We start from the raw sequence: 23769 nt of genomic DNA, 5'->3' as shown, positions 1-23769 counted from the left end.
TTCTCCTGGGTTATCGTATCAGTTTCAGCAAGGCCCGGCGTGCTCCGTGGCTTCGATGCCACGGGGCGGCACGGCCCGGACCCTGCCGTGCGGCAGGGGGCTGTACCATGACGATTTGGGTGACGGGCTGCGGGACTGCCGGGGTCTCCGGAAGGGTTTCGGGTTCATGGGGAACCGGGTCGTCGGGGGCGGGTGCCGGTGTTTCGTTTCTGGCAGAGGTGAGCCCCGGAAAGAGCTGCCGCAGGCGATCCATGGGGTCTTCATTTTCAATGATGGTGGCGGGCACAGGAGAGGGTGGGTGAGGGGAAAGTTCCCCACCCTCTCCATGACCGGAAGGGCAGGAAAGACCCTTTGGTGTGCCCGCTGCGTTTGTGTCCGGCGCCATCTGCGGAGAGGGACGAGGCGACGGAACAGGGCCCCGGGGGCCGTCGTCGGTCACTTTTTCCCGCATGGGCACTGATTTGCCTTGTTTTGGTGAGCGATCCCCCGGCCATGGCAGGTGCCCGTTGTCCGTAGCAGACGATGTGGGTTCTATGGACTGTGTAGTGCTGTGGTGTGTCGCCCTTTTGCGTTCCGGCTGCGGCATGGCTTCCGGGGGCTTTTCTGCGGGTCGGGGGCTCTGTTCAGACTCCGTACGTGGGGGCTCCTGCCCGTGGTCTGAGAGGGTAACGGTATCGGGGCAAGGCATCGAAAATTTATCGGCGGAGGTCCTTTCGTGGGGGCTTGAGGCCGTTTTCCAATGGGGGCCGTCCGGTGCCGGTGGCGTGTCGTCACCCTCGATTCCGGGGTGGTGCTCCGGGGCATCGGAGCGGGTGGTGTCACCTGATGCCCCGGGCGGTATTCGGTCAAGGTGACGTGGGGATTCTGCCCCAACGCTTTTCAGGCCCAAAGGGGGAGCGCTTTTTTCAAGGAGGGGAGAGGTACCCTCTTGTTTAAAAACCCCGGGCTTACCTGCTGGGATTTCCGTGGGGAGGTGTCGGCAGGTATCGGTAAGGTCTTGGAAAGGGGCCGACAGTTCTGATTCGGGCCACCGGGGACTCTCCAGGTCGGCAGCGTACCGGAACGCTCCCGGAGGTGTCGCCACATGGCCCTCGGTTTTCGGCAGGGTGGGGTCTGGCAGGCCGAGGAGTGCGTGCACCCGGGGTGCCGACGGCTTGGCATGCTGCGGCGCAGGAGACGTGCTTCTGGTTTTGTTTTGTACCTCAGCCTGCATGGTGGTTCTGCTCCACGGCGTCGGACAGGATGCCGATGTACCTTCGCCGGTCTGCGCGTGTCATGCCGAGGATCTCTTTTTCACTCCAGTGGTAGTGGAAGGCCAGGTAGTGCACCTCCTGGAAGAGCAGGTCCAGGCGGGTGCCCAGCTCCTTGAGCACGAAGGACTGGAGGTCGAAGGCCACGGAAAAGTGCCGTTTGCACTCGGGGCAGAAGGCCTCCATGGTGGTGACCACCTTGGGGGCGAGGCGTTCCATGGCCTCTTCAATCTGTGCTCTGGCCTGCTCCGAAAGGTTTTTAATTTTTTCCCGGCTCTGGGGGGCATCGCCTTGGGGCCCCATGGATCGGACGCATCGGGCCAGGAGGAGGGTGGCTGCAAGGGCCTCGTTTTCCGTTGCCAGATGGGCGAGGTGTTCCTGGTCCTCGCCGTTGGGCAACCTGAAGGTGACGGGCTCAGCCTTATGGGGTTTTAGGGGGAACTCCAGCGTCATGAACCGGCATTCCTGGGGGGCTCGGACCACAGGGACGGTGTCCGTTGTGAACTCAATATCCAGGCGCTCCCCGCAGTCGGGACGGGAGCAACGTGTCACCGCGCTCATCTCATGACCGAAGGTGATCTCCCGGAGCTTCAGCAGGAGAAATTGCCGGTCCCCGACCAGAAGGTGGCGGGCGTGGGCTTCGGTGATTTCGTCCAAGGTGCCGATGCGGCGGATGCACGAGGCCAGGATCCAGGTAACACGGGCTGCCGGTGAGGCATTTCCCTGTTGTGCCATGGCTTTTTCCTGGGCCCCGGTAAGGGGCCCTAAAACCACCTCCCGGTGGATGCCGCCGTCATCATCGACGTAGCCACCGGGTAATTCACAGGCAACGGTTTCCATGGGGCGTTATGCTTCCGAAGGTTCGGCAACGGAGGTGTCCCGCTCCCACCCTTCGTTTTCCAGCTTGATGGTTCGGATCATCACGGCGTCGCCCCCGGCGTCGAGCTCGGGCAGGGCCTGGTACTCGGAGACCCAGCATCGATAGACCTTGTAGGAGAGCACCTTGCTGCCCTGCATGTTGAAGACGTCGATGACCACGTCCTTGCGGAAGTTCTTCAGGGACATGGAGGCGTCCCCCTGGAAGTTGTTGACGAGGTTGGCCCACTCCTCAAAGGTGGTGTCATGGGTGATGCCTGCCTCCAGGGTGATGCTCTCGTAGGAGGTCTTGCCGGGGAGCTTCCTGCCGGAGCTGGGGTCGCCGCCCTCCCGCCAGTCCGTTACCGCGGTGGTTTTTTTTAAGGGGCTGCACTTGCTGAGGCCGGCGATGTACTTTCCGTCCCATTTTACCTTGAATTTGAAGTTTCGGTACGGATCGAATCGGTGGGTGTTGACGGTGAACTGTGCCATAGAGGATCTCCCATTGGAAAGGTGTCGGGGGTTGGTCTACCTTTGTCCTGCGGCCTGGCTGAGTTTGACCACCACGAATTCCGCGGGTTTAAGGGGTGCAAAGCCCACCAGCACGTTGACCACGCCCCGGTCGATGTCGGCCTGGGTGGTGGTCTCGCCGTCGCATTTGACGAAGAAAGCCTTGGAGGGGGTGGTCCCCTGGAAGGCTCCCTGGCGGAAGAGGGTCATCATGAAGGAGCCGATGTTCAGGCGGATCTGGGACCAGAGCTCTTCGTCGTTGGGTTCGAAGACGGTCCACTGGATGCCGTTGTAAATGCTCACCCTGAGCATCATGGCCATGCGCCGCACCGGGATGTAGCGGTACTCCGCATCGGAGCTCAGGGTGCGGGCGCCCCAGAGCACGATGCCGGAGCCCGGGAACTTTCGGATGACGCAGACGCTTTTTTTGTGCTTGTTGAGGTTGCCGTGCTGGGGATCTGTGAGGTCGGCGGCAAGGCCCACGGCGCCGCTCAGCATCGCTTCCGTGCCGGCCGGGGCTTTCCAGACGCCCCGTTTGGCGTCGGTGCGCGAATAGATGCCCGCTACGTAGCCGGACGGAGGCACGGCAATGGGCTCGGGGCTGAGCCCGGTGGGATCCAGGGTTTTGAGCCAGGGAAAATAGACGGCGCCGTAAGAGTTGGGGGTGTTGATGGCGTTCCGGTAGGCCAGGGCGCCTTCAAGGGTGGTGGTGGCGATGTCCATGTCCGCGATGTAAAAGCAGTCGCTTAACGGCCGGTTCCTGCAGTAGGCCATGCCGGCGTCGGCCACGTCCGTGGTGCCGATGCCCGGGATGGCGATGAGGCTCACGTCCCGGATGGCGTCCAGCCAGTGCAGGGCGTTGATGTAGTCCATGCTGTTTAACGGGAGGGTGCCGTCGGTGCCGGGCTGGATGGCGGAAACGGCGCCGGAGACGGTGTCGTCCCCCAGGAGGTAGGGCGTGTCCGGTGCGGTGTTTAAGGGGCGCATGGCCGAGGACCCCTCCACTTCGATGCCGCCGTTGCGTGTGCCGAGTTTGAGGGCTGAAGCCGCGTTGGTAAGGGGATCGGGGCCGTCGATGATCTCCACCCGCGAGTCCGCGCCGGTGTTGCCGGAGGTGATGCGAAGCCGGTCGGTCTGCTCCACGGTGACCGTGACCTCATAGGCGTCTTTGGGGGTGGAGTCCCTCAAGGGAACCAGGGCCCTGAGGTCGGCCTGCATGGCTGCGGCCACGGCCGGGAGATCGGTGAGATCGACATCTTTAAGGGCCTCGGTGAAATCCACGGTGCGGTACCCGTCGTTGTGGATATTGATGGCGATCTGCCGCTGTTTTGCGGCCAAAGGATTGCCCGCGGCGATGGCACCGCCCTGGCTGTACCCCGGGATCTGGTTGCTGTTGGCTTCGTTGACGAGGACCCGAAGAACGCCGGACCGGGCGTTTACCGCTGTCTGCACATACTGGGGAGAGGCGGGGTTCATGGAGAGATCTTCGTGGGTTTCGAGCCGGACAGCCGGGGCATCCGGGGTGTCGTTGTCCCGGTACACCGTGAGGGTGAAGGCATTGAGGGGATCATCCGAGGCGTCGCTGTCTATGACGACCATGATCCGGTTGCCCCAGGCCCCCGGGGATGCGGCGGAAAAGGTCAGGCTCTCCTGGGCGACTGCGCCCCGGTCCCGGACCGTCACCTCTGCCGTATCAGCCCCTGTGGCCACCCTGCCCACGTAACACTGGCTCCCCCCGTTGTTGAAGAACTGGTAGACGGCGTGGGCAAGGAAGTACCCTTTCATAAAGCCGCCGTAGGTGGCCTGGAACTCCGTAAAGTTAAAGACCTTTTTTACGGACCCGATGGGGCCCTGCTCGGCGACGCCGAAAAAAGCCGCCGTTGAGGTGCCTGCTGTTTCAATGGGCTTGACACCACTGGACACCTCTTCCATGTAAACACCTGGATACGTCAATACGGCCATGGGATTCCTCCTGGAAAGAAAGCGTAGGGGGCATACCCCGGATATTTCACGAGTCGAGTGCATCCATATTCAAGGCATCAGAGCTGCAGATGTAGTGGTTTACCTCAAGGCTCTGATAACGCAGAAGATGGGTGCACTCGGTTCGCCCGAAGGGTGAGAAAATCGAGCAGAAAACCGTGAATTATATTTTGTGTTTCTGAAATATTTTCATGCTTCACGGTAATCAACTGTAATGATACCTTATTCCTTTTGGTGTGATCGTTTTCTCATGAAATATCCGGGAGAGGGTGAAACGTGATGATTTACGTTGACGATGCGTTTAAGCGATACGGCGGCCACCGTCCGGGCATAGCTCCGCCTCCTGGGCTACATGCAAGGGAGCCCTGTCAGGCAACGGGGTTGGGTATGTGATAACGAACGACCCGAGGAAAACGTTTCAGAATGACGGCTCGGGGGGTCGGAAAAGATCTGCAATTCAGTGTGTTTAAGCTTGTGTTGTTTGCTCTGTACGACGGGTGACTCGTTTTATTATTCTGGGATGCCTGGCGTCGCCATGGCCACTGCACGGAGCCCCTGGTCGGGTGACGTCGTCCGAGCCCCTCGGTGATGTTAACAATAATCTTTTAGGTAAGGCAAAAATATAGGTATGTGAGATATGCTCTACTTCTTATTTGTAAGAAGTGTCTATTGTCTATAGTCGCGGGCATAGAGGATGTCAAGCGCCATTTTTTGTTGTGAGTCAAATTTAAGTTGCGGAGTAATCAGGATGTTGTGAAGGCATCTCTTAAGGCGTCAGGCTCCGGTGACAACGGGCAGACAGGTATTTTTCGGCGGTCTTATTCTACAGGCTATAAATGCGATGGCCTGCGATTCGCAGAAAGATCAGTGAGTCAATGTGTCGCGGAATATCAACGCTGTGGGCTGTTCTTTTTGCCCTTTCGGACGTATGATAAAAGACGGGTTTAACAAACAGGTTTTCGAAAAATGCGCTTGAATGAATGTCGTTTTAAATGCGGATGTGCGTTGACCCGAGGGACGAGGGGGCAAACCGCATCCGCAACCTGCTTTCAAGGTGGCACACCCTGCCGCCGGAGGCGCTTTTCAGGCGCTGAATCGTTACAAAAATCATGCATCGGCGAAAAGACAAAGCCATAGGGTCGGAGGGCTTACAGGAGAGGCGATGTGCGGACTGGTGAAATGCATAGGCGTTTTGTGTGCGGTGAGTCTTGTGCTGCTCTTCATGGGAGCTGTCTGGGTATACCGGGGCGGGGGGCGCTTTGAGGCGGTGGCCCCGGCCCGGCTCATGGCCGGGGAGGGCCCTTCCCTTTCGGCCGGTCAGCGTCTGAAGGTCATGAGCTGGAACGTGCAGTACTTTGCCGGAAAGAACTATGTGTTTTACTACGATCTTCCCGGGTACTCGGGGCCGGACACCCGCCCATCGCCCCGGGATATCGAGGCCACCCTTGCCGAGGCGGCACGGGTCGTGGATGACGAAGCCCCGGACATCCTCCTGCTCCAGGAGGTGGACGACGGGGCTGCCCGCACCGACGGAGAGGACCAGGCGGAACGGCTTGAGAGCCTTCTGAAAACCCGCTACCCGTTCAAGGCGGAGGCTTTTTACTGGAAAGCACGGTATGTGCCCCACCCGAAAATCATGGGGGCCGTGGGCATGAAGCTGGTTATTTTTTCACGGTACCGCATCACAGCGTCCACCCGCATCGCCCTGCCCAGGGCGGGGGGCAACTTCTTCACCGAACGCCTGAACCTCCAGCGGTGCCTGCTGACCGCGGAACTCCCCGTTGCGGGCGGTGGACGCCTGGCCCTCATCAACCTTCACCTTGAAGCCTTTCCGGTCACACCGGATCTTCTTGCCCGGCAGCTCGGGGCTGTTGATCAGGCGATGCGCGTCTTTGAAAGGCAGGGAGCACCGGTTATCGCCGGGGGCGACTTCAACCTGCTTCCCCCCGGTCAGTACGACACCCTTGCCGAGGATCAGCGTACCCTTTTCAACCCGGCAGGCGAGATGACGCCCCTGTTTGCACGGTACACCGTGATCCCCGGCCCTTCCGACACCGATCCCGGGGGGCCCGCCCCCCACTACACCCATTTCCCCAACGACCCGGGGATCCAAGGACCGGACCGGACCCTGGACTACCTGGTGTGCTCCAGGCAATTCGTGATGGAATCAACGGGGGTACGGTCCCGCGATACCCTCCATATCTCCGATCATCTTCCCGTGGTGGCAACCCTGACGGTCCCGGAGCTGTGAAGGGCTTAAAACAAGCAAGAGCATGCCTTCTATGGCTAAAGTGCATGGAAAAAAACCTCCGGCGGCGAGGTGTGCCACCTCGAAAGCAGGCTGCGAATGCGCTTTCCCCTTCGTTCCTCAGGGCAAATCACATTCGCCTTTGATTGGCCTGTATCTTTTTTTTAAAGCCTGTTTATTAAACTTTCCTCTGGAAACACGATGAAGGCCATTTGAGATTCCCTTGGCTTTAACCGGAATAACTCCGGCGGCAAGGGTGACGATGCCCCTTGGGCTGTTGGAAATAATTAATCATACAATGGTTCGCAAGAATACCGCTGGGGTTTGACCCGAGGTACGAGGGGCAAGGCCCGGCGGTAACCAGCTTTCAAGGTGGCACACCTTGCCGCCGGAGGCATCTTAATGTTTTTTTTATGCTTTTATTTCCACTACTCGAACAAAAAGCCCCCTGTTGCTCGAAAACGACTGGCAACAGGGGGCTTTGAGGTATCGGTGTTTTGTCGCGGATCAGGTCCCGGTGAATTTCGGGGCCCGTTTTTCGCCCATGGCGGTCACCGCTTCCATGAGGTCGTTGGAGGGGACGATGTTGCCGCTGATGGCGGCCACGTAGCTCAGGCCCTCGTCGATCTGGGAGGTGATGGCGTTGTTGAGGACGTCCTTGGAGGCCTGGACCGCGATGGGGGCGGCGCCCAGGATCTCCTCAGCCAGGGCGCGGGCACCGGCCTGGAGGGCCTCGGCATCTTCGAAGACCTCGTTGACGAGGTTCACGTCACGGGCCCGTGAGGCGTCGATGAACTTGGCGGTGAAGGCCATCTCCCGGGCGATGCCCTGGCCCACGATGAGGGGGAGGCGCTGGAGAACGCCCATGTCCGCCACCATGCCCACGGCGGCTTCCCTCAGGGAGAAGGTGGCGTCGGCCGAGGCCAGTCGGATGTCACAGGCGCAGATGAGGTCCAGGCCGCCGCCGATGCACTTGCCCTGAACGGCTGCAATAACGGGCTTGCGGATCCGCTCGATGACGGTCAGGCCGTCCTGCATGAGCTTGAGTTTGCTGAGCAGGGGCCACTTGACGCCCCCTTTCTGCTCGGGGTCGAGGAGCTCGGGAAGCATGCCGATGATCTCAAAGAGGTCGATGCCGGCACAGAAGTCTTTTCCCTTGCCTGCCACGATGATCACCCGGACCTCCGGGTCTTCGTCCAGCTCTTTGAATACCCCCACGCTGTCGATCCAGGCGGGCGGGTTCATGGCGTTTTTCTTGTCCGGCCTGTTGAGCCACACTGTGGCGATGGCCCCCTCTTTTTCCACCAGATAGTAGTCGCTTTGCATTGTACTCTCTCCTTATATGATTCGAGTCCCTGTGGAACTTTTTACCCTTTGCTGAACCGCGATACGGGGCGCTTGAGTTGTTTATGTTGCATACTACATAATGATGCGCCAAGTCAATCGGCCTTGCCCTGAAAGTCTCTATCCTTCGAAACACTTTAAAATAGTATTTTTAAGGCTCATGTGATGAGTGTAAGGGTGCTTTTAATGTTGTGTATAATATATTGTAGACGTAGCTTTTCTTCGGTTTAGGGGAACGAGAAGCCCCCGGCGGCCCTGCCGGGAGCTAAACTTTTAAAAAGTTTATTAAACAGGCCTTAATGGCTCTTTTTGAATAAAGTTTTTAAAGGCGGATGTGATTTGACCCGAGGAACGAGGGACAAAACGCATTCGCAATCTGCTTTCGAGGTGGCACACCTCGCCGCCGGAGGCCTTCTTCCATGCACTTTGACCATAGAAGGCTTGCTTTTCGGACGTCTTACCCCCTGGCATCCAGCTGAAGGGCGGCGAGGAAGCCTCCGTGGATGGCGTGGTTGAATTTTCCAGGGGCCAGGCCGTCTCCGATGACGGTGTAAGGGATGCCCAGGTCGGGCAGGGCGGCCGAGAGGGTGGTCACCGATCGCGACCCCGTGGCCAGGATCACGGTGTCGAAGTGTTCCGCCTGCTCGTTGGTGCCGTCGTCCCAGCAGACCTCCTCGCCGGATAGCCGGGTCACCGTGGCTCCGGTGATGAGGCGGACCCCGTAGCGCTTGAGGTTGTCCATCATGATCCACCGGGTGGAGCGCCCCATGTCCCCTCCGGCGCGGGGGGCCATTTCAAAGACCGCGACCCGGTGGTTGCCGGTGAAGAGCCCCTGCCTGAGCCTTTCCGGCGGGGCGGCGTCGTGGGCGGAGAGGAAGTGAAACATCTCCGGGGAAAAAGTGCCCTTGACGGCAATGTGCAGGGCGGTTTCAAGGCCCACGGCACCCCCGCCGACGATGGCCACGGATTTGCCCAAGGGGCGGTCCTTTTTGAGGACGTCCCAGGAAGAGAGAATGTCTTCATCCTGGGCCCCGGGAATGGGGGGCCGGGTGGGTTCGGCGCCTTCGGCAACGAAGACGTGGTCGGGCTTCTCCTGGCTGATCAGTTCCGGGGTGACCGGGGTGGACAAGGAGACGGTGACCCCGTGTCGGGCCAGCATGGCGCGGTAGTACCGGATGTATTCCAGGAGTTCCCCCTTGTTGGGCGGGGTGGCGGCCAGGGTGATCTGTCCACCGATGGCGTCTCCGGCTTCGAAGAGGTGCACGCGGTGGCCCATCTGTGCGGCGGTGACTGCGACCTCCAGACCTGCGGGGCCCGCCCCTGCCACCATGACCTGTTTGGGGGAGGTCGTGGGTCGGACGATGCGTTCTGTCTCGTATCCGGCCCGGGGGTTGCCGATGCAGGTGACGGGCATGCCGCTGAAGATCTCGTCGGTGCATCCCTGGGAACAGGCCACGCAGGGACGGATCTCCTCGACGCGGCCCTCCCTGGCCTTGGCGGGCCAGAAGGGGTCGGCGATGAGGACCCGGCCCAGGTTCACCATGTCGCAGTAGCCGTCGTTCAAGAGCCGTTCGGCGTCCATGGGGGTGGTGATGCGGTTGGAGGCCATGACCGGTACGGAGACCGCCTTGCGGATGGTGGCGGCAAGGTAGGCGTAGCCGGTGCGGGGCAACTCCATGGGGAGCTGGGGCACCTTGGACTCGTGCCACCCGCCGGTGACGTTGATAAGATTCACCCCGCTTTTTTCATAGGCCCGGGCGATGGCGGGGGTGACCTCGTCGGTGTTGCTCTCCGGGACGAAGTCGTTGCCAGCCATGCGCACGGATAAGGGGAACCCCTCTCCCACGGCCTGCCTGCAGGCGGAGAGCACCTCCGTGGGAAACCGGAGCCGGTTTTCGAGGCTGCCTCCGTAGCCGTCGGTCCGTTTGTTGGTTTTCGGGGAGAGGAACTGGGTGAGGAGATACCCGGCCGATGCGATGACCTCCACGCCGTCAAAGCCTGCCTCAACGGCCCGGGCCGCCGTGTCTGAAAAGGATTTTTGTACCGTCCGTATATCCTCACGGCTCATCTCCCTGGGGGTGGCCTTGGAGTAGGGGGAGTAGACGGCCGAAGGACCCATGGGCGGCGCACCGTTGATGAGCAGGGGGTGGGTGTAGGCACCGGCATGGAAAAGCTGGATCCAGGGAGAGGCCCCCCGGGCCCGGATGGCCTCGGTGACCCGGGAAAAGTCGGGGATGGCCTCGTCGGTGTCCAGGCCGAGGACCGCCAGGCCGGAGCCGATGAAATCTACTCCTACGGGGCCTACGGTGACAATGCCCGCGCCGCCCCGGGCAATTTCGGTAAAGTAGTTCAGGTACCTGTCGTTTAATTTTCTGTCCCAGCTGTAGAGAAGGCCGAGGGATGGGTAGGCGATGCGATTTTTAACGGTGAGCGAGTTGATGGCGATGGGCGAGAACAGGGTGTCAAACATCGAGCCTCCTTGGCATGAAACATTCCGTAAGAGAAAACGAACAACGTTCCGTTGACAACGACATGTGTGCCTGGCGGGTAGAGTCGCGGACCAGGCGCGCTTTTGGGCAAAAGGGATGCAACCGGAAAGTGTTTGCGGAGCTTTTTTCAAAAAGTGACCTGCCGGAGGCAGCCGAGTAGTTGCAATGCGTTTTGGGAAAAACCGATGAATGATGCGTGTGTACCTGCGATGATCGGGCCCGGGGTAACCATGGAACCTGATGAAAACGGTCTCAGCCTATCACGGCTTTTTCGGTTTTGTCCATAAGGAGTCAACCCTTTGGGACAAAACGACTTTCTGATGGGATGAGGTGGTGTATAATGGAGGCCATAGGTTATAGGTTGAAGCGGATAGGTGAGATGGGAAAAGCGACCAGTTACCATTGGACACCAGGGAGTGAACCATGGATGAGCGGCCATTGATTTTGCTTACCGGAGCCACGGGATATGTGGGGGGGCGCCTGCTTCGCGTCCTTGAAGGGGAGGGATTTCGCGTGCGGTGCCTGGCGAGGCGTGCGGCGTTTCTCAAGCATCGGACGGCTGAAGGCACCGAGGTGGTGAAGGGGGATGTATTTGATGTGGCGTCCCTGGACCAGGCCCTGGAGGGGGTCCATACGGCCCTGTACCTTATCCACTCCATGGGCGCCACCGGGGGTTTTGAAGAGATGGACCGCAAGGCGGCCAAGAATTTTGTGGGGGCCTCCCAGCGTGCCGGGGTTCGGAAAATCATCTACCTCGGGGGGTTGGGGGAGGGGCCGAACCTCTCGGCCCACCTTCGGAGCCGTCAGGAGGTGGGCCGAATTTTCAGGTGTTCGTCGGTACCCACCCTGGAATTTCGGGCCTCCATCGTCATCGGGTCGGGCAGCCTCTCCTTTGAGCTGGTGCGGGCGCTCACCGAGCGGCTGCCTGTGATGCTCCTGCCGCGATGGGTCAAGGTGATGGCCCAGCCCATCGGCATCGAAGACCTCATCCGCTACCTTACCGAATCGGTGACCCTGCCCCTGCCCGAGAGTCGTATCGTGGAGGTGGGGGGCTCCGAACCTCTCTCCTACCAGGACCTCATGGAAGCCTACGCCAGGGAGCGGGACCTCTCCCGGCTCATGATTCCGGTGCCCATCCTCACCCCGGGGGTCAGCAGCCTCTGGCTGGGGTTGGTAACCCCTGTTTACGCCCGGGTAGGAAAAAAACTCATTGAGGGGGTAAAAAACCAGACCGTGGTGCATGATCCGTCCGCCCGCGAGCTTTTCAGCGTGGAGCCCATGAGCGCCCGGGAGGCAATCCGGCGGGCCCTGATGAACGAGGAGCGGGCCTTTGCCGAGAGCCGATGGACAGACGCCGTCTCCTCTGCCGGGGGCAAGCCGCCGGGGCCGGAGACTTCCTGGATGGGGGCGCGCTACATTGATCAGCGGAGCCGCCGAGTCAGCACCACCCCCGGTCGGGCCTTTTCCTCCTTTGCCCGCATCGGGGGCAGGAACGGGTGGTACGCCTTCAACTTTCTCTGGCGGATCCGGGGGGCCGTGGATTTCTGGATGGGCGGGGTGGGGGTAAGGCGTGGTCGGCCCCACAGGCGGGAGCTCCGCAGCGGGGACCATCTTGATTTCTGGCGGGTGGAGCGGTTTGAGGAGGGGCAGCTCCTGCGGCTGATCTCCGAGATGAAGTTGCCGGGCAAGGCGTGGCTGGAGTTTGAGGTCAAAACAGAAGGGGGGCGGGTGGCCATCCACCAGACCGCGATTTTTTACCCTTCGGGTTTTCTGGGCCGTCTCTACTGGATGGCCGTCAAGCCCTTCCATGCCCTGGTGTTTCAGGGCATGATCCGGAACATGGTGCGCTGGGCCGAGGCCGAGGTGGACTCGCCCTTTATAAAGGAGCGCCGCCGCTTTCGGGGGTTTAAAAGCTGAACCGTTTGCCTTCCATGCTAAAAATCACCGGGAAATCCCTGCCTTCTGCGGCGAGGTGAGCCGCCTTGAAAGCATAGTGCCCCTGCGATTTGTCCCTCGTTGTCCGGGCCAAATCGCTGAGGCACATTCCGTCCTGTGTATCTGCACACCCTCCTTATTATCAGGGGTAGAGGTTCTTCAGGGGCTGTGGTATGTGATAAGACTTAATCGGCAGGCCCTATGAACAGGGCCGGTTTGATCACGGTCCCGTTGTTTTGGTTATTATTTTGACGGCCTTCCGAAAAAAGTCGACCACGCGGTGCCCTGCGGGCATCCGGGATGAACTGGCTGGCGGCAGCGACAAGGCGGGATGGTACACGTCGCATGCGGCGCCGACTTTTGACGGCGGCATTTTTTTACAGGGTTGCCTTATGTTGATTACGGATATACTTGCCGAAAACGCCTCCCTCTACGGTTGCGAAATCTCTCTTATCGAACGCGAACCCGCAAAGAACCTTCGGCGGGAAATCACCTGGTCCAGATTCGATACCTATGCGACGGAGCTGGCAGCGGTTCTTCAGGGGCTCGGGGTGGGCAAGGGGGGGCGCGTGGTTCAGCTCATGAGCAACTCGTTGGAGTGGCTTCCTATCTACTTCGGCGTCCTTCGCAGCGGCGCCTGGGTGGTGCCCTTGAACTTTCGGTTTGACGCCGAGAAGATCGCCCTGTGCACCAACGTCGCCGAAGCCGAGGTGTTTGTCTTCGGTGAAGAGTTCATCGATCGTCTGGAAGAGGTGAAAGAAGAGCTGTCCGCCACCGTGAAACACTGGATTTTCGACGGACCCAAACGGAGCTGCCCGGCGTGGGCCATGCATTTAGGGAGCCTTCTGGAGACGGAGCAGGTGCCCTTTGCCCCCGTTCCCCTGTCCAAAACCGACACCGCGGCCCTCTACTTTACCTCCGGCACCACCGGGACCCCTAAGGCGGTGCGCCTCACCCACGGCAACCTCGCCTTTGCCTGCGAGGTGGAAAACGCCCACCACGGCCAGACCCACCTCGACAACTTTCTCTGCATCCCCCCGCTGTACCACACCGGTGCCAAGATGCACTGGTTCGGGAACTTCAAGGTGGGGGCGCGGACCGTCATCCTCAAAGGGGTGAAGCCCGAGTATATCCTGCGGGTGGCCTCCGAAGAGCAGGTCTCCATCGTCTGGCTGCTGGTGCCCTGGGCCCACGACATCCTCATTGCCATCGAAAACGGGGACGTGGTCCTGACCGAGTACAACCTCGATGCCTGGCGCCTCATGCACATCGGTGCTCAGCCCGTGCCGCCGTCCCTTATCGACGAGTGGAAGAAGCTCTTTCCCCATCACGCCTACGACACCAACTACGGGCTCACCGAATGCTCCGGCCCCGGGTGCGTTCACTTGGGCGTGGACAACGAGCACAAGGTGGGGGCCATCGGGCTTCCCGGCCATCAGTGGATGGCCAAGGTGGTGGACGGGGCCCTGAACGAGCTGCCCGGCGCCGAAACCGGCGAGTTGATGATCAAAGGCCCCGGCGTCATGAGCGAGTACTACAAAAATCCCGAGGAGACGGCCAAGTGCATCGTGGACGGCTGGCTCCGCACCGGGGACATGGCCCGGAAAGACAAGGACGGCTTTATCTGGCTCGTGGACCGCAAGAAAGACCTCATCATCTCCGGCGGTGAAAACATTTTTCCCGTGGAGATCGAAAACCACATCATCACCCATCCTGATATCCAGGACGTGGGTATCATCGGCTACCCCGACCATCGCCTGGGCGAGGTGGTGGCCGCTGTGGTGATGGTCAAGGAGGGGCGCTCCATGACGCGGGACGCCCTTGAGGCCTTCTGCGAGAACCTTCCCCGCTACAAACGCCCGAGGAAGATCTTCTTCGGGGAGGTGCCGCGAAACCCCACGGGAAAAATTGAAAAGCCCAAGCTCAGGCGTAAGTACATCCGCACCAACCGCGACTTCCGAAAGCTGTACGAGTAACATGGAAACGCATGCCTTCTATGGTTAATGTGGGCAGGAAAAGCCTGCCTCCGGCGGCCAGGGGATGATCCCCATAGGCGCTAATCAGAACAATCCAGCGTACTGGGGCGCATCCATTTGTATGTGCCTCTTACGCGGAGGTTCTGCAAGTAGCTGGGAGATTAGAGACCAGTTGGTCTTCATATCCTTCAAAGAGACGAAGGGTTGAACAATACATCTTATTTGAGTCCAGGCGAATTTGAACTCACGCCATCGACTCTTTCTGGCAGAAAACCTCTGGGACTCGGTACCCCCAGGGGGAAAAAGATTCAGCATTGCGAATCATTTTTTCAGTCAACAGGGCAACAAAGAGTTTGCCATATATCCAGGATCGAGAGCTGTCAGCCCGATATTTGGGGAGGCTTCCAAGTTCTGTTATGGACTTGAAACGCTTAAACGTTAATTCGATTTGCCAGCGTAGCCTGTACTGTTCCGTTATTTCCTCTGGAGTGCTCAGGGCACTTGGAACTGTTGTAAACAGAATAATATATTTGGCGTATTCCAGTGTCTCCGGTTTTAGTTTGTAGCACTTTCGTGCTGCTTCACGCTTGGCCTTATCCTGTGACTTTTGGGCGGCCTCTTTGCTTTTTTTGATGACACAAAGTCGACCGGGGATTTTGTTCTCCTTGTATGTGATGTCAACATCCCAAGATTTGACAGAACCAACGCGTTTTACCGACGTCACCTTGGATAAAAGAGGAAACGCTTTGCCCTTTTTATCCTGAAACAAGAGGCTTGATGTATTAACCCTGATGGTACAATAAGCCTTGTGTTCGGCAATATAGTTAATATCAGATGCTTTCGAATAACCTCGATCTGCAATGATATGATCATTCTGCTTAACATCATGAACCTTAAAGGACTCACCTGTCCCTTTACCTTTGGTCAGTGTTAGTTGAAATGAATCACACATTAATGTCGAAAGCTGAAGGCTGTAGTGAATTCGCCATTGTGCTCCCTTTTTTCCGGGCTCTTTCACAATAGATGCATCTACCAACCGAACGTTTAATCCACTCGGGTCTTGAACTGGCCTGATACCATGTTCTTTGAACAAGGCAACGCACATTGTGAAAAGCCAGCTTTCGGCTTTTTGAAGACGCTTCATTACGGCAACATCTGATACGTCCATCAGTCCAGATAGTTTTGCTCTTGCTGAGGCTTCTCGCAATGACAGGTTGCATGCCAGATGTAACATCAAAAGACGCAAGTAGTTACTTGGACACTTGTCTTTTTTTAATTGCGTCAGTGTGTTGGTTTGGGCTGCCATCTCTTCCCACCCCTCGGGCAGGAAGAGTTTAAGTTCTTCCCATTCACTATTAATCAATTCGGTACCTCCATAAATGAACGGTCGGTACCATAATATCAAGCTTGATGGCCGTCAATAGGGCTTATTAGCGCCTATGGGGATGATCCCCTGGACCCCAGGCTGCGGATGTGATTTTCCCCTCGTTCCTCGGGGAAAATCACATCCGCCTTTGCCCAAGACTGGATTGAATCTGTGGCCTTGATCATCGCTTGGTCCATCGGCCTACTTGCTTCACCCCCCGAATACCCTTGTCCCCTGGAGCGCCGCACTCCTGTGCGGCACGGGTAACGACGGACTATAAAGCCGCACCAGAGTGCGGCGCTCCGTTTCGGTCGATTTTTCTTGTTTTTTTTGAAGGTCGCGGCCCAAACGATAATCAAGGCCGAATCTGTTTTTTTAAAAAAAAATGTTTGTTAAACTTTTTAAAAGTTTCACCCCCGGCAGGGCCGCCGGAGGTTTGTTTTCGTTTTACATTGTGGTTTCAAAACAACAAGCAAGGCGCGACCATGTACCGACGACACTTTCATCTTAAAGAGCGGCCTTTTCAACTGGTACCAACGCCTTCGTACCTGTTTCCCTCCCGGTGCCATCAGGAGGCCCTGGGCCACCTGACCTATGCCCTTGAGACCGGCGAGGGGTTTGTGGAGGTGACAGGGGAGGTTGGCACGGGTAAGACCACCCTGCTGCGTACCTTCCTGGACGGGCTGGACGAGACGGTGGCCGTGGCCTGCATTTTCAACCCCACCTTAAACGCCGTGGAGCTGCTTCAATCCATCAACCGTGACTTCGGCATCGACGCAGGGTCCGCCAGCCGGTCGGATTTGACGGCGGCGCTCCACCGGTTCCTTATCGAAAACCGGGAGCTGGGGAAGAAAGCGTTGCTTGTCATTGACGAGGCCCAGAACCTCTCCATCGAGGTCTTGGAGGAGCTTCGCCTTCTCTCCAACCTGGAGACCACCCGCGCCAAATTACTCCAGACCGTCCTCTGCGGCCAGCCTGAGCTCGGGGAGATGCTGGAGCGTCATGAGCTTCGGCAGCTGGCCCAGCGGATTTCCCTGGCGTGTCGCCTGCGCCCCCTGTCCATCGATGAAACCTGTGACTACATCGTCCACCGCTTGAAACGGGCCTCCCTGGGGGACCGGGGGGATCTTTTTACCCCGGCGGCCAGAAAACAGGTGTACCGTTATTCTAAGGGAACCCCCCGTGTCATCAATATCTGCTGCGACAGGGCGCTGCTCTGTGCCTATGTGGGCGGCAGGGACCGGGTAGGCGCCAGGTCGGTGAAAGAGGCGGTGGCCGAGCTTGCCGACCGGCCTTACATGGACGGCACCCTTTTGGGGCGCCCCATGCTGGCCTGGGGAGGTGCCTTTCTGGGGGTCGCCATTGTCTTTATGGCGGGTTTTCTGGTTTTCGGCAGTTCTCTGTGGACGCCGGATGCGCCCCAAATAACCGCCAGCGCCGTTTCGGACGGAGGCATCAACAGCCCGGAAGCACCTGCTCCGGCCACCTACAGCCTCTTTGATCTCTTTGATGAAGTGAGCGTCGCAGAGTCCATTCCCTGGGGCATCCGACGGGTCATGGATGCGTGGGGCCATGGACTTTCGGCCTCTGAGCTTCCGGCCATTGGCGATCCCTACCTTCTTTTATCTGCCGTGGCCGCTCCCCGGGGCATGGAGGTGATGCCCATGGACGGGAATTTGGACCAGGCCCTGGCCTTTGGCCTGCCGATCCTCATGCTCTTCGGCTCCGAAACCCAGGGGCCTTTGGCCCTGGTGCATGAAGGTGAGGAGGGCAAGGGGTTGCTGAGGTTTCAATCCCCCAAGGGGATCGTGGAGCTGTCCCGGGGCGATGCCGAAAGGCTTTGGTCGGGCCGGGCCCTTATCGCCTGCACCAATCCCCTGGGTTTTTCCGAGGTGGTGACGGAGCGGTCGGGGCTCCAGGAGGTGATCGCCCTTGAATCGGCCCTGTCCCGTGCCGGATTCGACCGGGTCAGCGTGGACGGGCATTTTGACGTCGAGACCCTTCGGGCGGTGCATGCGCTGCAGGAAGCTTACGGTATCCTCTCCGACGGCATGGTGGGCGACCTCACCCGCGTGGCCCTTGCCGCTGCGTTGAAAAATGGCCTGCCCAGTGCCCCGGAGCGCGTGGCTACCCGTGACCGATCAAAAGGAGAGGTCCCATGAGTTCGGTTCTCGATGCCTTGAAACGAATGGAAGAAGAGGAAAAAAACGCGGGAAAGGTGTTGTTTGCAGGGACTCTTCCCGGAAGAAAGACGGGGCTGGGGCGGCTGCTTCCCTTTGTGGTCGTGTTTGCCGCCGGCGTGGGGCTGGCTGCCGCAGGGTTCTGGTTTGCCTATGGGCCGAAGTCGCCTGTGGTGTCTGAAGACGTAGTCCCTGCGAGCACCTCGGTTTTTCGTGTGGTGGCCCCGACACCAAAACCTTCCGGTCCCAATCCGTTGCCGCGTCCTGCCCAACACGTGGCAGTCTCACCGGCTGCAGACCAGACACCGTCTCCCGTCCTTGGTTCACCCGCAGAATCCGACACAGTGCAGGGGGCCATGCTCGTTCCTGAGCCGGCACCCCGGGTTGCCCCCCAAGCGGTTGACAGCAGCCAGGATACGTCGGAGCTTTCCATCGACGAGCTTCGAGGCCTTCCCGCTGCAGATGCGGGGGCCTATCGCCTCCAGGGCGTCCGGTGGTCACAGACCCCTTCCCGGCGCATCGCCGTCATCAACAGTCAGATCATGCGTGAGGGGGCCACCGTGGACGGGGCCAGGGTTCAGTCCATCACCAAAGAGGGCGTGGTCTTAGACATTGCCGGTGTGCGGATGTTCCTTGCCTTTGTGGGGCGGTAAGGGGACTTCGACGGCCCTGGCAGGATTCTGAGTGTTTAAAGCATAAACAGACCTTAATGCAAGGTGTTCTGCCCGACATCAGATTCCATGGTGGGATATCATGCCGCTGGATTCGTGTCGGGTGATCTGAACAGGTACCCGAAAAGCAAAAAAGGCCCGGAAGACGAATCTTCCGGGCCTTTGTATTTTTTATTGGTAGCGGGAAGCGGATTTGAACCACTGACCTTCGGGTTATGAGCCCGACGAGCTACCAGACTGCTCCATCCCGCATCAACGAAACGCACACTACAGTCCGGGCCGTAGGATGTCAAGAGAAAACCAAAAAAAGGGACAGGCTCTTTATGCTGGACTCGGTATGGTCTCCTGTGAGATAGTCTGTTCTGAAGGTATCATGTTCTATTCATAGCGAAATCCAGTTGGCGCAATTCAATTCAACCCACAATGAAATTCTGCAAGACCAGGAAAGGAAGGAGGGTGTCATGCCGCGAACTCCACGTATGGTCGTAACGGATTCCGGGCAAAAAGCTGCTTACCATGTGATCAGCAGGACCGCATTGGACGGCCTGCCGTTCGGCAAGGTTGAGAAAGACGCGTTGGTACGCATCATCAAAAGGTTTTCGGCCGTCTACTGTGTGGATGTTCTGGGGTTTGCGATCATGGGAAATCACTTTCATCTGCTGGTCGAAGTAAGTCCCGGTGACATGGTTTCTGATGACGATATCCGAAAGCGGTTCCAACTTCTCTATGGGAAGGCCGCAGAGTTTCCTGAAGGGCGCCTGGAAGCGTATCGCGATCGGTTTTGCAGCCTGTCTGCCTATATCAAAGACATCAAGCAGAGGTTCTCGTGTAATTTTAATCAGAGAAAAAATCGCAAAGGGACCCTGTGGGGAGAACGCTTTAAAAGCGTGCTCGTTGAGCAGGGGAACACGTTGATCCATTGCCTTGCATACATAGACCTCAATCCCGTGCGAGCCGGAATCGTGAAACGGCCGGAAGATTATCGCTGGTGCTCCATCGGGTACCATGCCCAGACGGGAAACACCGACGGATTTCTCTCATCAGATCTGGGAACCCTGGGTTTTGGTGTGGATGATGCCTTGATGCAATTCCGAACATACCGGGAGTACCTCTATCATGTGGGGGCCATCGAGAAGAGAGGCAAAGCGAACATTTCCAAGAAAGTTCTGGACGAAGAGATCGCTGCAGGGTTTGAAATGACCCGCGTGAGACGGTTCCGTTACAGGACCCGCTATTTTACCGATTCAGGGGTTATAGGGTCCCGGGCATTCGTTGAAGCGAGCTATGAAACATTCAGAGATCATTTTCAGACAACACGGGATAAAATTCCTAAGCGAGTTACGGGTATTGAGGGCATGTACTCGTTGAAGCGGCTGGCGGATGCCTAAATTTTAAACCGGTAGGACGATCATCTATAAGTCGGGACAGGGGCCCGGAGCCTGGAGCCGTGGAGGTGAAATGTGTCTCGCATGACTGTTTTTGTTCTTTAATACAGACTGTTCGAGTCCTGTTTGATCCGCTTTGCATATAAATATCTGTGATGAGCGTGTGAGCATCTTTTCTGACGTTGGACCTTCTGTGTCATTGCATAGAGAGCCTGTCCCCTTTTTTTGATATGCGTTCTGTCACAGGGCTTTTTTGTGATGAGCGCCGGGACACGCCTTACGTGGGGCCCCGGCTGGTTTTGGTGGGGTAACTAAGCTGTATATTGAATCATAAAGAGCCTGTCCCCTGTCCCGTCCCCTGTCCCCTATTGATGAACCGCGAACTGGGAGTCGTCCTGGGTGGCACGCCTGAAAAGAAGGGAATAGGGCGCCTCGTTGAGGACTTCATCCATGCGGTCCGGAAAGTTGGTGATCACCCCGTCGACTCCGTAGTCCAGGCATGTCCTCATGGAGGCTTTACGGTTGAGGGTCCAGTAATAGCTTTTTTTGAAGTTTCTGTTGGAATCCCGCAAATTGGTCATGGCCTGCACCCAGGCCATCCAGCTGGGCATGGAAGAAGGGTTAACACTGCTGGCCCCTACCCCGATAAATGTTGAGCCGATGGCCTCTACTTTCGCTGCCCATGTATCGGGGGTAAGGCCGGAGTAATCCTGAAGGTACGAGTCAATACCCGCATTGTAGAGACTGTGCCCTTCTGCGTCCTCTTTTTTAAGCACATCGTTGAAAATCGCGGCCTGGGCGCGAGGGACGGAGAAAACGGCAAGTCGTGCAGGGATCTCTGCGTCCATGAGCCGTTGGGCCAGGGCCCGTGCGTAGTCCGCCGGGTCAATATCTTTGTCCTGCTTGCAGTCGAGTTCTATAAGGGCGATGCGCCGGCTGTCGATATGGGCCTTCAGGTTCAGGAGGAAGTCGTCAAAACGGGACGCAGGTGTATGGCAGATATCGCCTGAGTGGTAGACCTTGAAGCCTATACTGCCGTCCTCCTCCACCGGTGTCAGGTCAAATTCAATGGCGTTGGCATTTTTGTCCACCATGCGGTTGACCTTGTCCACGGTGCTGCACCGGTGGGCAATGTTGTAGAAGGGGCGCCGCGTTTCAATGGGGCTGAGGTTGACCGCTCCTGTCCAGATGTATGTATTTCCGCCTCCGTAATAAAGTTCAAACCGCACATCGGGGGCGGACTGAGCCAGTTCCAGTTCAAGGATGGCTCGCTGAAAACCACCCGCACGGTATGAGGGGAATTCCCGACTGATAAGGGGGGCGGATGCAATCAGTTCCGAACCGGACCATGCCCGCAGCTCACCTAAGCGAACCCCGTCATTCTGCTTGTGCCACACCTGAAACAGGACCGCATATCGCCCTTCGGCAAGGTCCATGGGGTCTGTTTCCAGCAGGGTCCCCGGTGCCTGATTTTTCTCCACCGTCCAGGTCGGTATCCAGTTCAGCCCGCCATGGGTCGAAAGGTACCCGATTTCATGGCTTTGCCCGATTTCGGGCGTCCATGTCGTCATGGCGGGGAATGTCATTTTCCCTTCGGCAAAACATGGTACTGCAGAGAGTAAAAATACCAGGCAACACAACATAAAAATACTACATGATTTTCTTCTTTCCATAACCCGTTACTCCTTTAAAAATTAAGTTAAAGATCTATTGGCATGAGGGAAAATGCCGGTCAATAGTAAACGGTGTTGGGCTGTGGCGCCGTGGTTTCGGCCAGAGAATGAATAGCAAAGGGCCTTTGAATATGGGGAGCATGGGGTTGTGCCTCATATCCACTGTCACGAGGTGTGTGGTTGAAAAGGGGCGAAAAAGAACGTTGCGGATAACGGAAAAATCGTGCTGTATAGTATCTGATGTGCTACAAAAATGTAATAACATGGGACCTTCGATGGTTCGAAGGGTTTTTCCAAATTTAAATTCCTAAAACCTCAATCAAAAGAAAATATTATGGATCCAATGGTTCTTAAGTATTTGGGACTGGCCGGAATTTCCTATGGCACTCAGGCATTTCTCGCCATAGCACAGCTACTGCTGTGCCTGTATCTGCTTGTCAGCGGGATAGCGCTGCTCTCACCCGGATATTTCATGAGAAAACGGGCTGGGTGCGATAATGAAGAATTATTACAAGTGCCTATTGATAGAAAGTTAGATGTTTTAAAAATACAAAATGTAATTCACGGTTTTCGGCTATATTTTCTCACCCTTCGGGCGAGCCGAGTGCACCCATCTTCTGCGTTATCAGAGCCTTGAGGTAAACCCCTACATCTGCAGCTCTGATGCCTTGAATATGGGTGCACTCGGCTCGTGAAATATCCGGGCTCAGGAAAAGAGGGGTTCGGGAAGTGGGCCGGTCGCCTCGGGCTGGTCGTCAACCGGGAGACCAGAAAAAAAAGCTGGATGTGCTGGTTTATGACGGCCTCCGGGGTTGCCTTTATCCTCCCCTTGTTTGGGCTGTCCTACTGGATTGCCGTTGTCGCCTGTCCCATTGCCATTTTCTGCGTTCTTACCATGACAACCGGTCTTGACGATTTAAAGATGAAGAAAACCGGAAGTGTCGTACGCAAAGGCCTGGCCCTGAGTGCTGCACTGGTGTTCGGTTTTACCGTGTGGGAAGGGCGGGATCTGGTTTCTGTCGGGTTCGGTGTCAATTACAAGGCAATCTACTGGCGGCATAAAGAGGTCGCGATCTGGCAGCACACACACAATGCCAATGTACCCAAGGTGGGTGAAATGGCAACGGACTTTGAGGTGTCGGATTATACAGGGACCAAATCGATTCGCCTGTCCGATTTCAGGGGGAAAAGGTCGGTCGTCCTGCTCTTCGGGAGTTGCACCTGACCGCCTTTTTCTGAGGGAACCGTGCGTTTCCTGCCTGTGTATAAAAAATACCGCGATGATGTCGATTTTATGATGATTTATGTGCGTGAAGCACACCCAACGGATAAGTGGTGGCTGGCAGAGACCAAGTTCATGCGATTTGTCTCCGTCCTCTCTAACCCTTATCCCTCCTACGACACGAGGGAGCCCAGAACAATTGAGGAACGGCGTGCCGTTGCCACCGCCTGCAAAGCGAAGTTACTGGATGATATGCCGGTTTATGTCGATGATATGGACAACAGTGTCAACCAGGCTTATGTGGGTTGGCCGACCCGTATTTACTGTCAAGCGACATCAGAAATTGTCCCCTTAGCGACACGAAGAATTGACCCCTTTGTCGTTATTGGATTGCAGATTTTCGACTGCTAAAGCAGCAGTCTTTATTAGCCCAGAGCGACGTTTTTCTTTGAGTCGAAAACTATCCCCCCGGATGGTGATGACATGGCTGTGATGCAGCAGCCTGTCGAGGATAGCAGTGGCGACGACGGCATCACTAAAAACGTGCCCCCATTCACCCACCGCCCTATTGCTGGTTAAAAGCAAACTTCCCCTTTCATAGCGACGTGAGACCAGTTGGAAGAAAAGGTGAGCGGCGTTGGGCTCAAAAGGTAAATATCCAAGTTCATCGATGATCAGCAATTTT

Annotated in this window: 17 protein-coding genes, 1 tRNA gene and 1 pseudogene; 9 read left to right on the top strand and 10 right to left on the bottom strand. The window is 57.5% G+C overall.

Annotation, left to right across the window (positions count from 1 at the left end; all coding sequences use genetic code 11):
• Positions 1 to 10: 10 nt before the first annotated feature.
• The 4 genes from BLQ12_RS23275 to BLQ12_RS23260 form a co-directional block, all read right to left on the bottom strand.
• Complete coding sequence (locus BLQ12_RS23275) at positions 11 to 253, bottom strand: hypothetical protein (RefSeq protein ID WP_139164080.1); 243 nt, start codon at positions 251 to 253, stop codon at positions 11 to 13.
• A 949-nt stretch (positions 254 to 1202) separates the two neighbouring features.
• The gene (locus tag BLQ12_RS23270; protein ID WP_092214662.1) at positions 1203 to 2090 is read right to left on the bottom strand and encodes a T4 family baseplate hub assembly chaperone; all 888 of its coding nucleotides are present in this window, start codon (positions 2088 to 2090) and stop codon (positions 1203 to 1205) included.
• A 6-nt stretch (positions 2091 to 2096) separates the two neighbouring features.
• Positions 2097 to 2597 (bottom strand): phage tail protein, encoded by a 501-nt coding sequence (locus BLQ12_RS23265; RefSeq protein ID WP_092214661.1) that lies wholly within the window; start codon positions 2595 to 2597, stop codon positions 2097 to 2099.
• A gap of 36 nt (positions 2598 to 2633) precedes the next feature.
• On the bottom strand, positions 2634 to 4577 hold the full coding sequence (locus tag BLQ12_RS23260; protein WP_175470029.1) for a phage tail sheath subtilisin-like domain-containing protein: 1944 nt from the start codon (positions 4575 to 4577) through the stop codon (positions 2634 to 2636).
• Between the two features lie 1180 nt (positions 4578 to 5757).
• On the opposite strand from BLQ12_RS23260, the gene BLQ12_RS23255 reads away from it, so the two are divergent.
• The gene (locus tag BLQ12_RS23255) at positions 5758 to 6846 is read left to right on the top strand and encodes an endonuclease/exonuclease/phosphatase family protein (RefSeq protein WP_092214657.1); all 1089 of its coding nucleotides are present in this window, start codon (positions 5758 to 5760) and stop codon (positions 6844 to 6846) included.
• Between the two features lie 504 nt (positions 6847 to 7350).
• On the opposite strand, the gene BLQ12_RS23250 is transcribed toward BLQ12_RS23255, so the two are convergent.
• Positions 7351 to 8169 (bottom strand): crotonase/enoyl-CoA hydratase family protein, encoded by an 819-nt coding sequence (locus BLQ12_RS23250; protein WP_092214655.1) that lies wholly within the window; start codon positions 8167 to 8169, stop codon positions 7351 to 7353.
• 475 nt (positions 8170 to 8644) lie between these two features.
• The gene (locus tag BLQ12_RS23245) at positions 8645 to 10657 is read right to left on the bottom strand and encodes an oxidoreductase (RefSeq protein ID WP_092214653.1); all 2013 of its coding nucleotides are present in this window, start codon (positions 10655 to 10657) and stop codon (positions 8645 to 8647) included.
• Positions 10658 to 11099: 442 nt separating this feature from the next.
• Between BLQ12_RS23245 and BLQ12_RS23240 the strand changes: the two genes are divergently transcribed.
• Positions 11100 to 12593 (top strand): SDR family oxidoreductase, encoded by a 1494-nt coding sequence (locus tag BLQ12_RS23240; RefSeq protein WP_092214651.1) that lies wholly within the window; start codon positions 11100 to 11102, stop codon positions 12591 to 12593.
• Between the two features lie 410 nt (positions 12594 to 13003).
• Positions 13004 to 14587, top strand: coding sequence for a class I adenylate-forming enzyme family protein (locus BLQ12_RS23235; protein ID WP_092214649.1), 1584 nt, complete (start codon positions 13004 to 13006; stop codon positions 14585 to 14587).
• A 244-nt stretch (positions 14588 to 14831) separates the two neighbouring features.
• Here BLQ12_RS23235 and BLQ12_RS23230 read toward each other — a convergent pair whose 3' ends face one another.
• On the bottom strand, positions 14832 to 15950 hold the full coding sequence (locus tag BLQ12_RS23230) for an IS4 family transposase (protein WP_092214647.1): 1119 nt from the start codon (positions 15948 to 15950) through the stop codon (positions 14832 to 14834).
• A gap of 488 nt (positions 15951 to 16438) precedes the next feature.
• Here BLQ12_RS23230 and BLQ12_RS23225 point away from each other — a divergent pair, with 488 nt between their 5' ends.
• Complete coding sequence (locus BLQ12_RS23225; RefSeq protein WP_092214645.1) at positions 16439 to 18115, top strand: AAA family ATPase; 1677 nt, start codon at positions 16439 to 16441, stop codon at positions 18113 to 18115.
• The gene (locus BLQ12_RS23220) at positions 18112 to 18786 is read left to right on the top strand and encodes a general secretion pathway protein GspB (RefSeq protein ID WP_092214643.1); all 675 of its coding nucleotides are present in this window, start codon (positions 18112 to 18114) and stop codon (positions 18784 to 18786) included. Before BLQ12_RS23225 ends, BLQ12_RS23220 begins: the two co-directional genes overlap by 4 nt.
• A gap of 193 nt (positions 18787 to 18979) precedes the next feature.
• Here BLQ12_RS23220 and BLQ12_RS23215 read toward each other — a convergent pair.
• Positions 18980 to 19056 (bottom strand) — tRNA-Met (locus BLQ12_RS23215).
• A 146-nt stretch (positions 19057 to 19202) separates the two neighbouring features.
• On the opposite strand from BLQ12_RS23215, the gene BLQ12_RS23210 reads away from it, so the two are divergent.
• Positions 19203 to 20192 (top strand): transposase, encoded by a 990-nt coding sequence (locus tag BLQ12_RS23210; RefSeq protein WP_217640388.1) that lies wholly within the window; start codon positions 19203 to 19205, stop codon positions 20190 to 20192.
• Positions 20193 to 20554: 362 nt separating this feature from the next.
• Here BLQ12_RS23210 and BLQ12_RS23205 read toward each other — a convergent pair whose 3' ends face one another.
• Positions 20555 to 21760: a glycerophosphodiester phosphodiesterase family protein gene (locus tag BLQ12_RS23205; RefSeq protein WP_175470028.1), complete on the bottom strand. Its 1206-nt coding sequence runs from the start codon at positions 21758 to 21760 to the stop codon at positions 20555 to 20557.
• Positions 21761 to 22196: 436 nt separating this feature from the next.
• Here BLQ12_RS23205 and BLQ12_RS27145 point away from each other — a divergent pair, with 436 nt between their 5' ends.
• From BLQ12_RS27145 to BLQ12_RS28415, 3 genes and pseudogenes are all read left to right on the top strand, one after another.
• Positions 22197 to 22499, top strand: coding sequence for a hypothetical protein (locus BLQ12_RS27145; RefSeq protein ID WP_139164078.1), 303 nt, complete (start codon positions 22197 to 22199; stop codon positions 22497 to 22499).
• 54 nt (positions 22500 to 22553) lie between these two features.
• Positions 22554 to 23087, top strand: coding sequence for a thioredoxin domain-containing protein (locus BLQ12_RS23200; protein WP_092214638.1), 534 nt, complete (start codon positions 22554 to 22556; stop codon positions 23085 to 23087).
• A gap of 12 nt (positions 23088 to 23099) precedes the next feature.
• Positions 23100 to 23495 (top strand): annotated as a pseudogene (locus BLQ12_RS28415) (deiodinase-like protein); the annotation flags it as partial.
• Here the strand turns inward: BLQ12_RS28415 and BLQ12_RS23190 are convergent.
• Positions 23436 to 23769, bottom strand: a 334-nt coding sequence (locus BLQ12_RS23190; protein WP_175470027.1) for an ATP-binding protein, incomplete at its 5' end; no start/stop codon positions are given. The pseudogene BLQ12_RS28415 and the gene BLQ12_RS23190 overlap by 60 nt on opposite strands.

The sequence above is a fragment of the Desulfoluna spongiiphila genome, from assembly GCF_900101345.1.
In the GTDB taxonomy this organism is placed as follows: domain Bacteria; phylum Desulfobacterota; class Desulfobacteria; order Desulfobacterales; family Desulfolunaceae; genus Desulfoluna; species Desulfoluna spongiiphila.
The sequence above is the reverse complement of the archived record's forward strand: the minus strand, read 5'-3'. Positions and strand labels throughout refer to the sequence as shown.

Bases quoted from the DNA above. Each gene is read 5' to 3' on its own strand.
- BLQ12_RS23275 (WP_139164080.1), bottom strand. From the start codon at position 253: ATGGATCGCCTGCGGCAGCTCTTTCCGGGGCTCACCTCTGCCAGAAAC.
- BLQ12_RS23270 (WP_092214662.1), bottom strand. From the start codon at position 2,090: ATGGAAACCGTTGCCTGTGAATTACCCGGTGGCTACGTCGATGATGAC.
- BLQ12_RS23265 (WP_092214661.1), bottom strand. From the start codon at position 2,597: ATGGCACAGTTCACCGTCAACACCCACCGATTCGATCCGTACCGAAAC.
- BLQ12_RS23260 (WP_175470029.1), bottom strand. From the start codon at position 4,577: ATGGCCGTATTGACGTATCCAGGTGTTTACATGGAAGAGGTGTCCAGT.
- BLQ12_RS23255 (WP_092214657.1), top strand. From the start codon at position 5,758: ATGTGCGGACTGGTGAAATGCATAGGCGTTTTGTGTGCGGTGAGTCTT.
- BLQ12_RS23250 (WP_092214655.1), bottom strand. From the start codon at position 8,169: ATGCAAAGCGACTACTATCTGGTGGAAAAAGAGGGGGCCATCGCCACA.
- BLQ12_RS23245 (WP_092214653.1), bottom strand. From the start codon at position 10,657: ATGTTTGACACCCTGTTCTCGCCCATCGCCATCAACTCGCTCACCGTT.
- BLQ12_RS23240 (WP_092214651.1), top strand. From the start codon at position 11,100: ATGGATGAGCGGCCATTGATTTTGCTTACCGGAGCCACGGGATATGTG.
- BLQ12_RS23235 (WP_092214649.1), top strand. From the start codon at position 13,004: ATGTTGATTACGGATATACTTGCCGAAAACGCCTCCCTCTACGGTTGC.
- BLQ12_RS23225 (WP_092214645.1), top strand. From the start codon at position 16,439: ATGTACCGACGACACTTTCATCTTAAAGAGCGGCCTTTTCAACTGGTA.
- BLQ12_RS23220 (WP_092214643.1), top strand. From the start codon at position 18,112: ATGAGTTCGGTTCTCGATGCCTTGAAACGAATGGAAGAAGAGGAAAAA.
- BLQ12_RS23205 (WP_175470028.1), bottom strand. From the start codon at position 21,760: ATGACGACATGGACGCCCGAAATCGGGCAAAGCCATGAAATCGGGTAC.
- BLQ12_RS27145 (WP_139164078.1), top strand. From the start codon at position 22,197: ATGGATCCAATGGTTCTTAAGTATTTGGGACTGGCCGGAATTTCCTAT.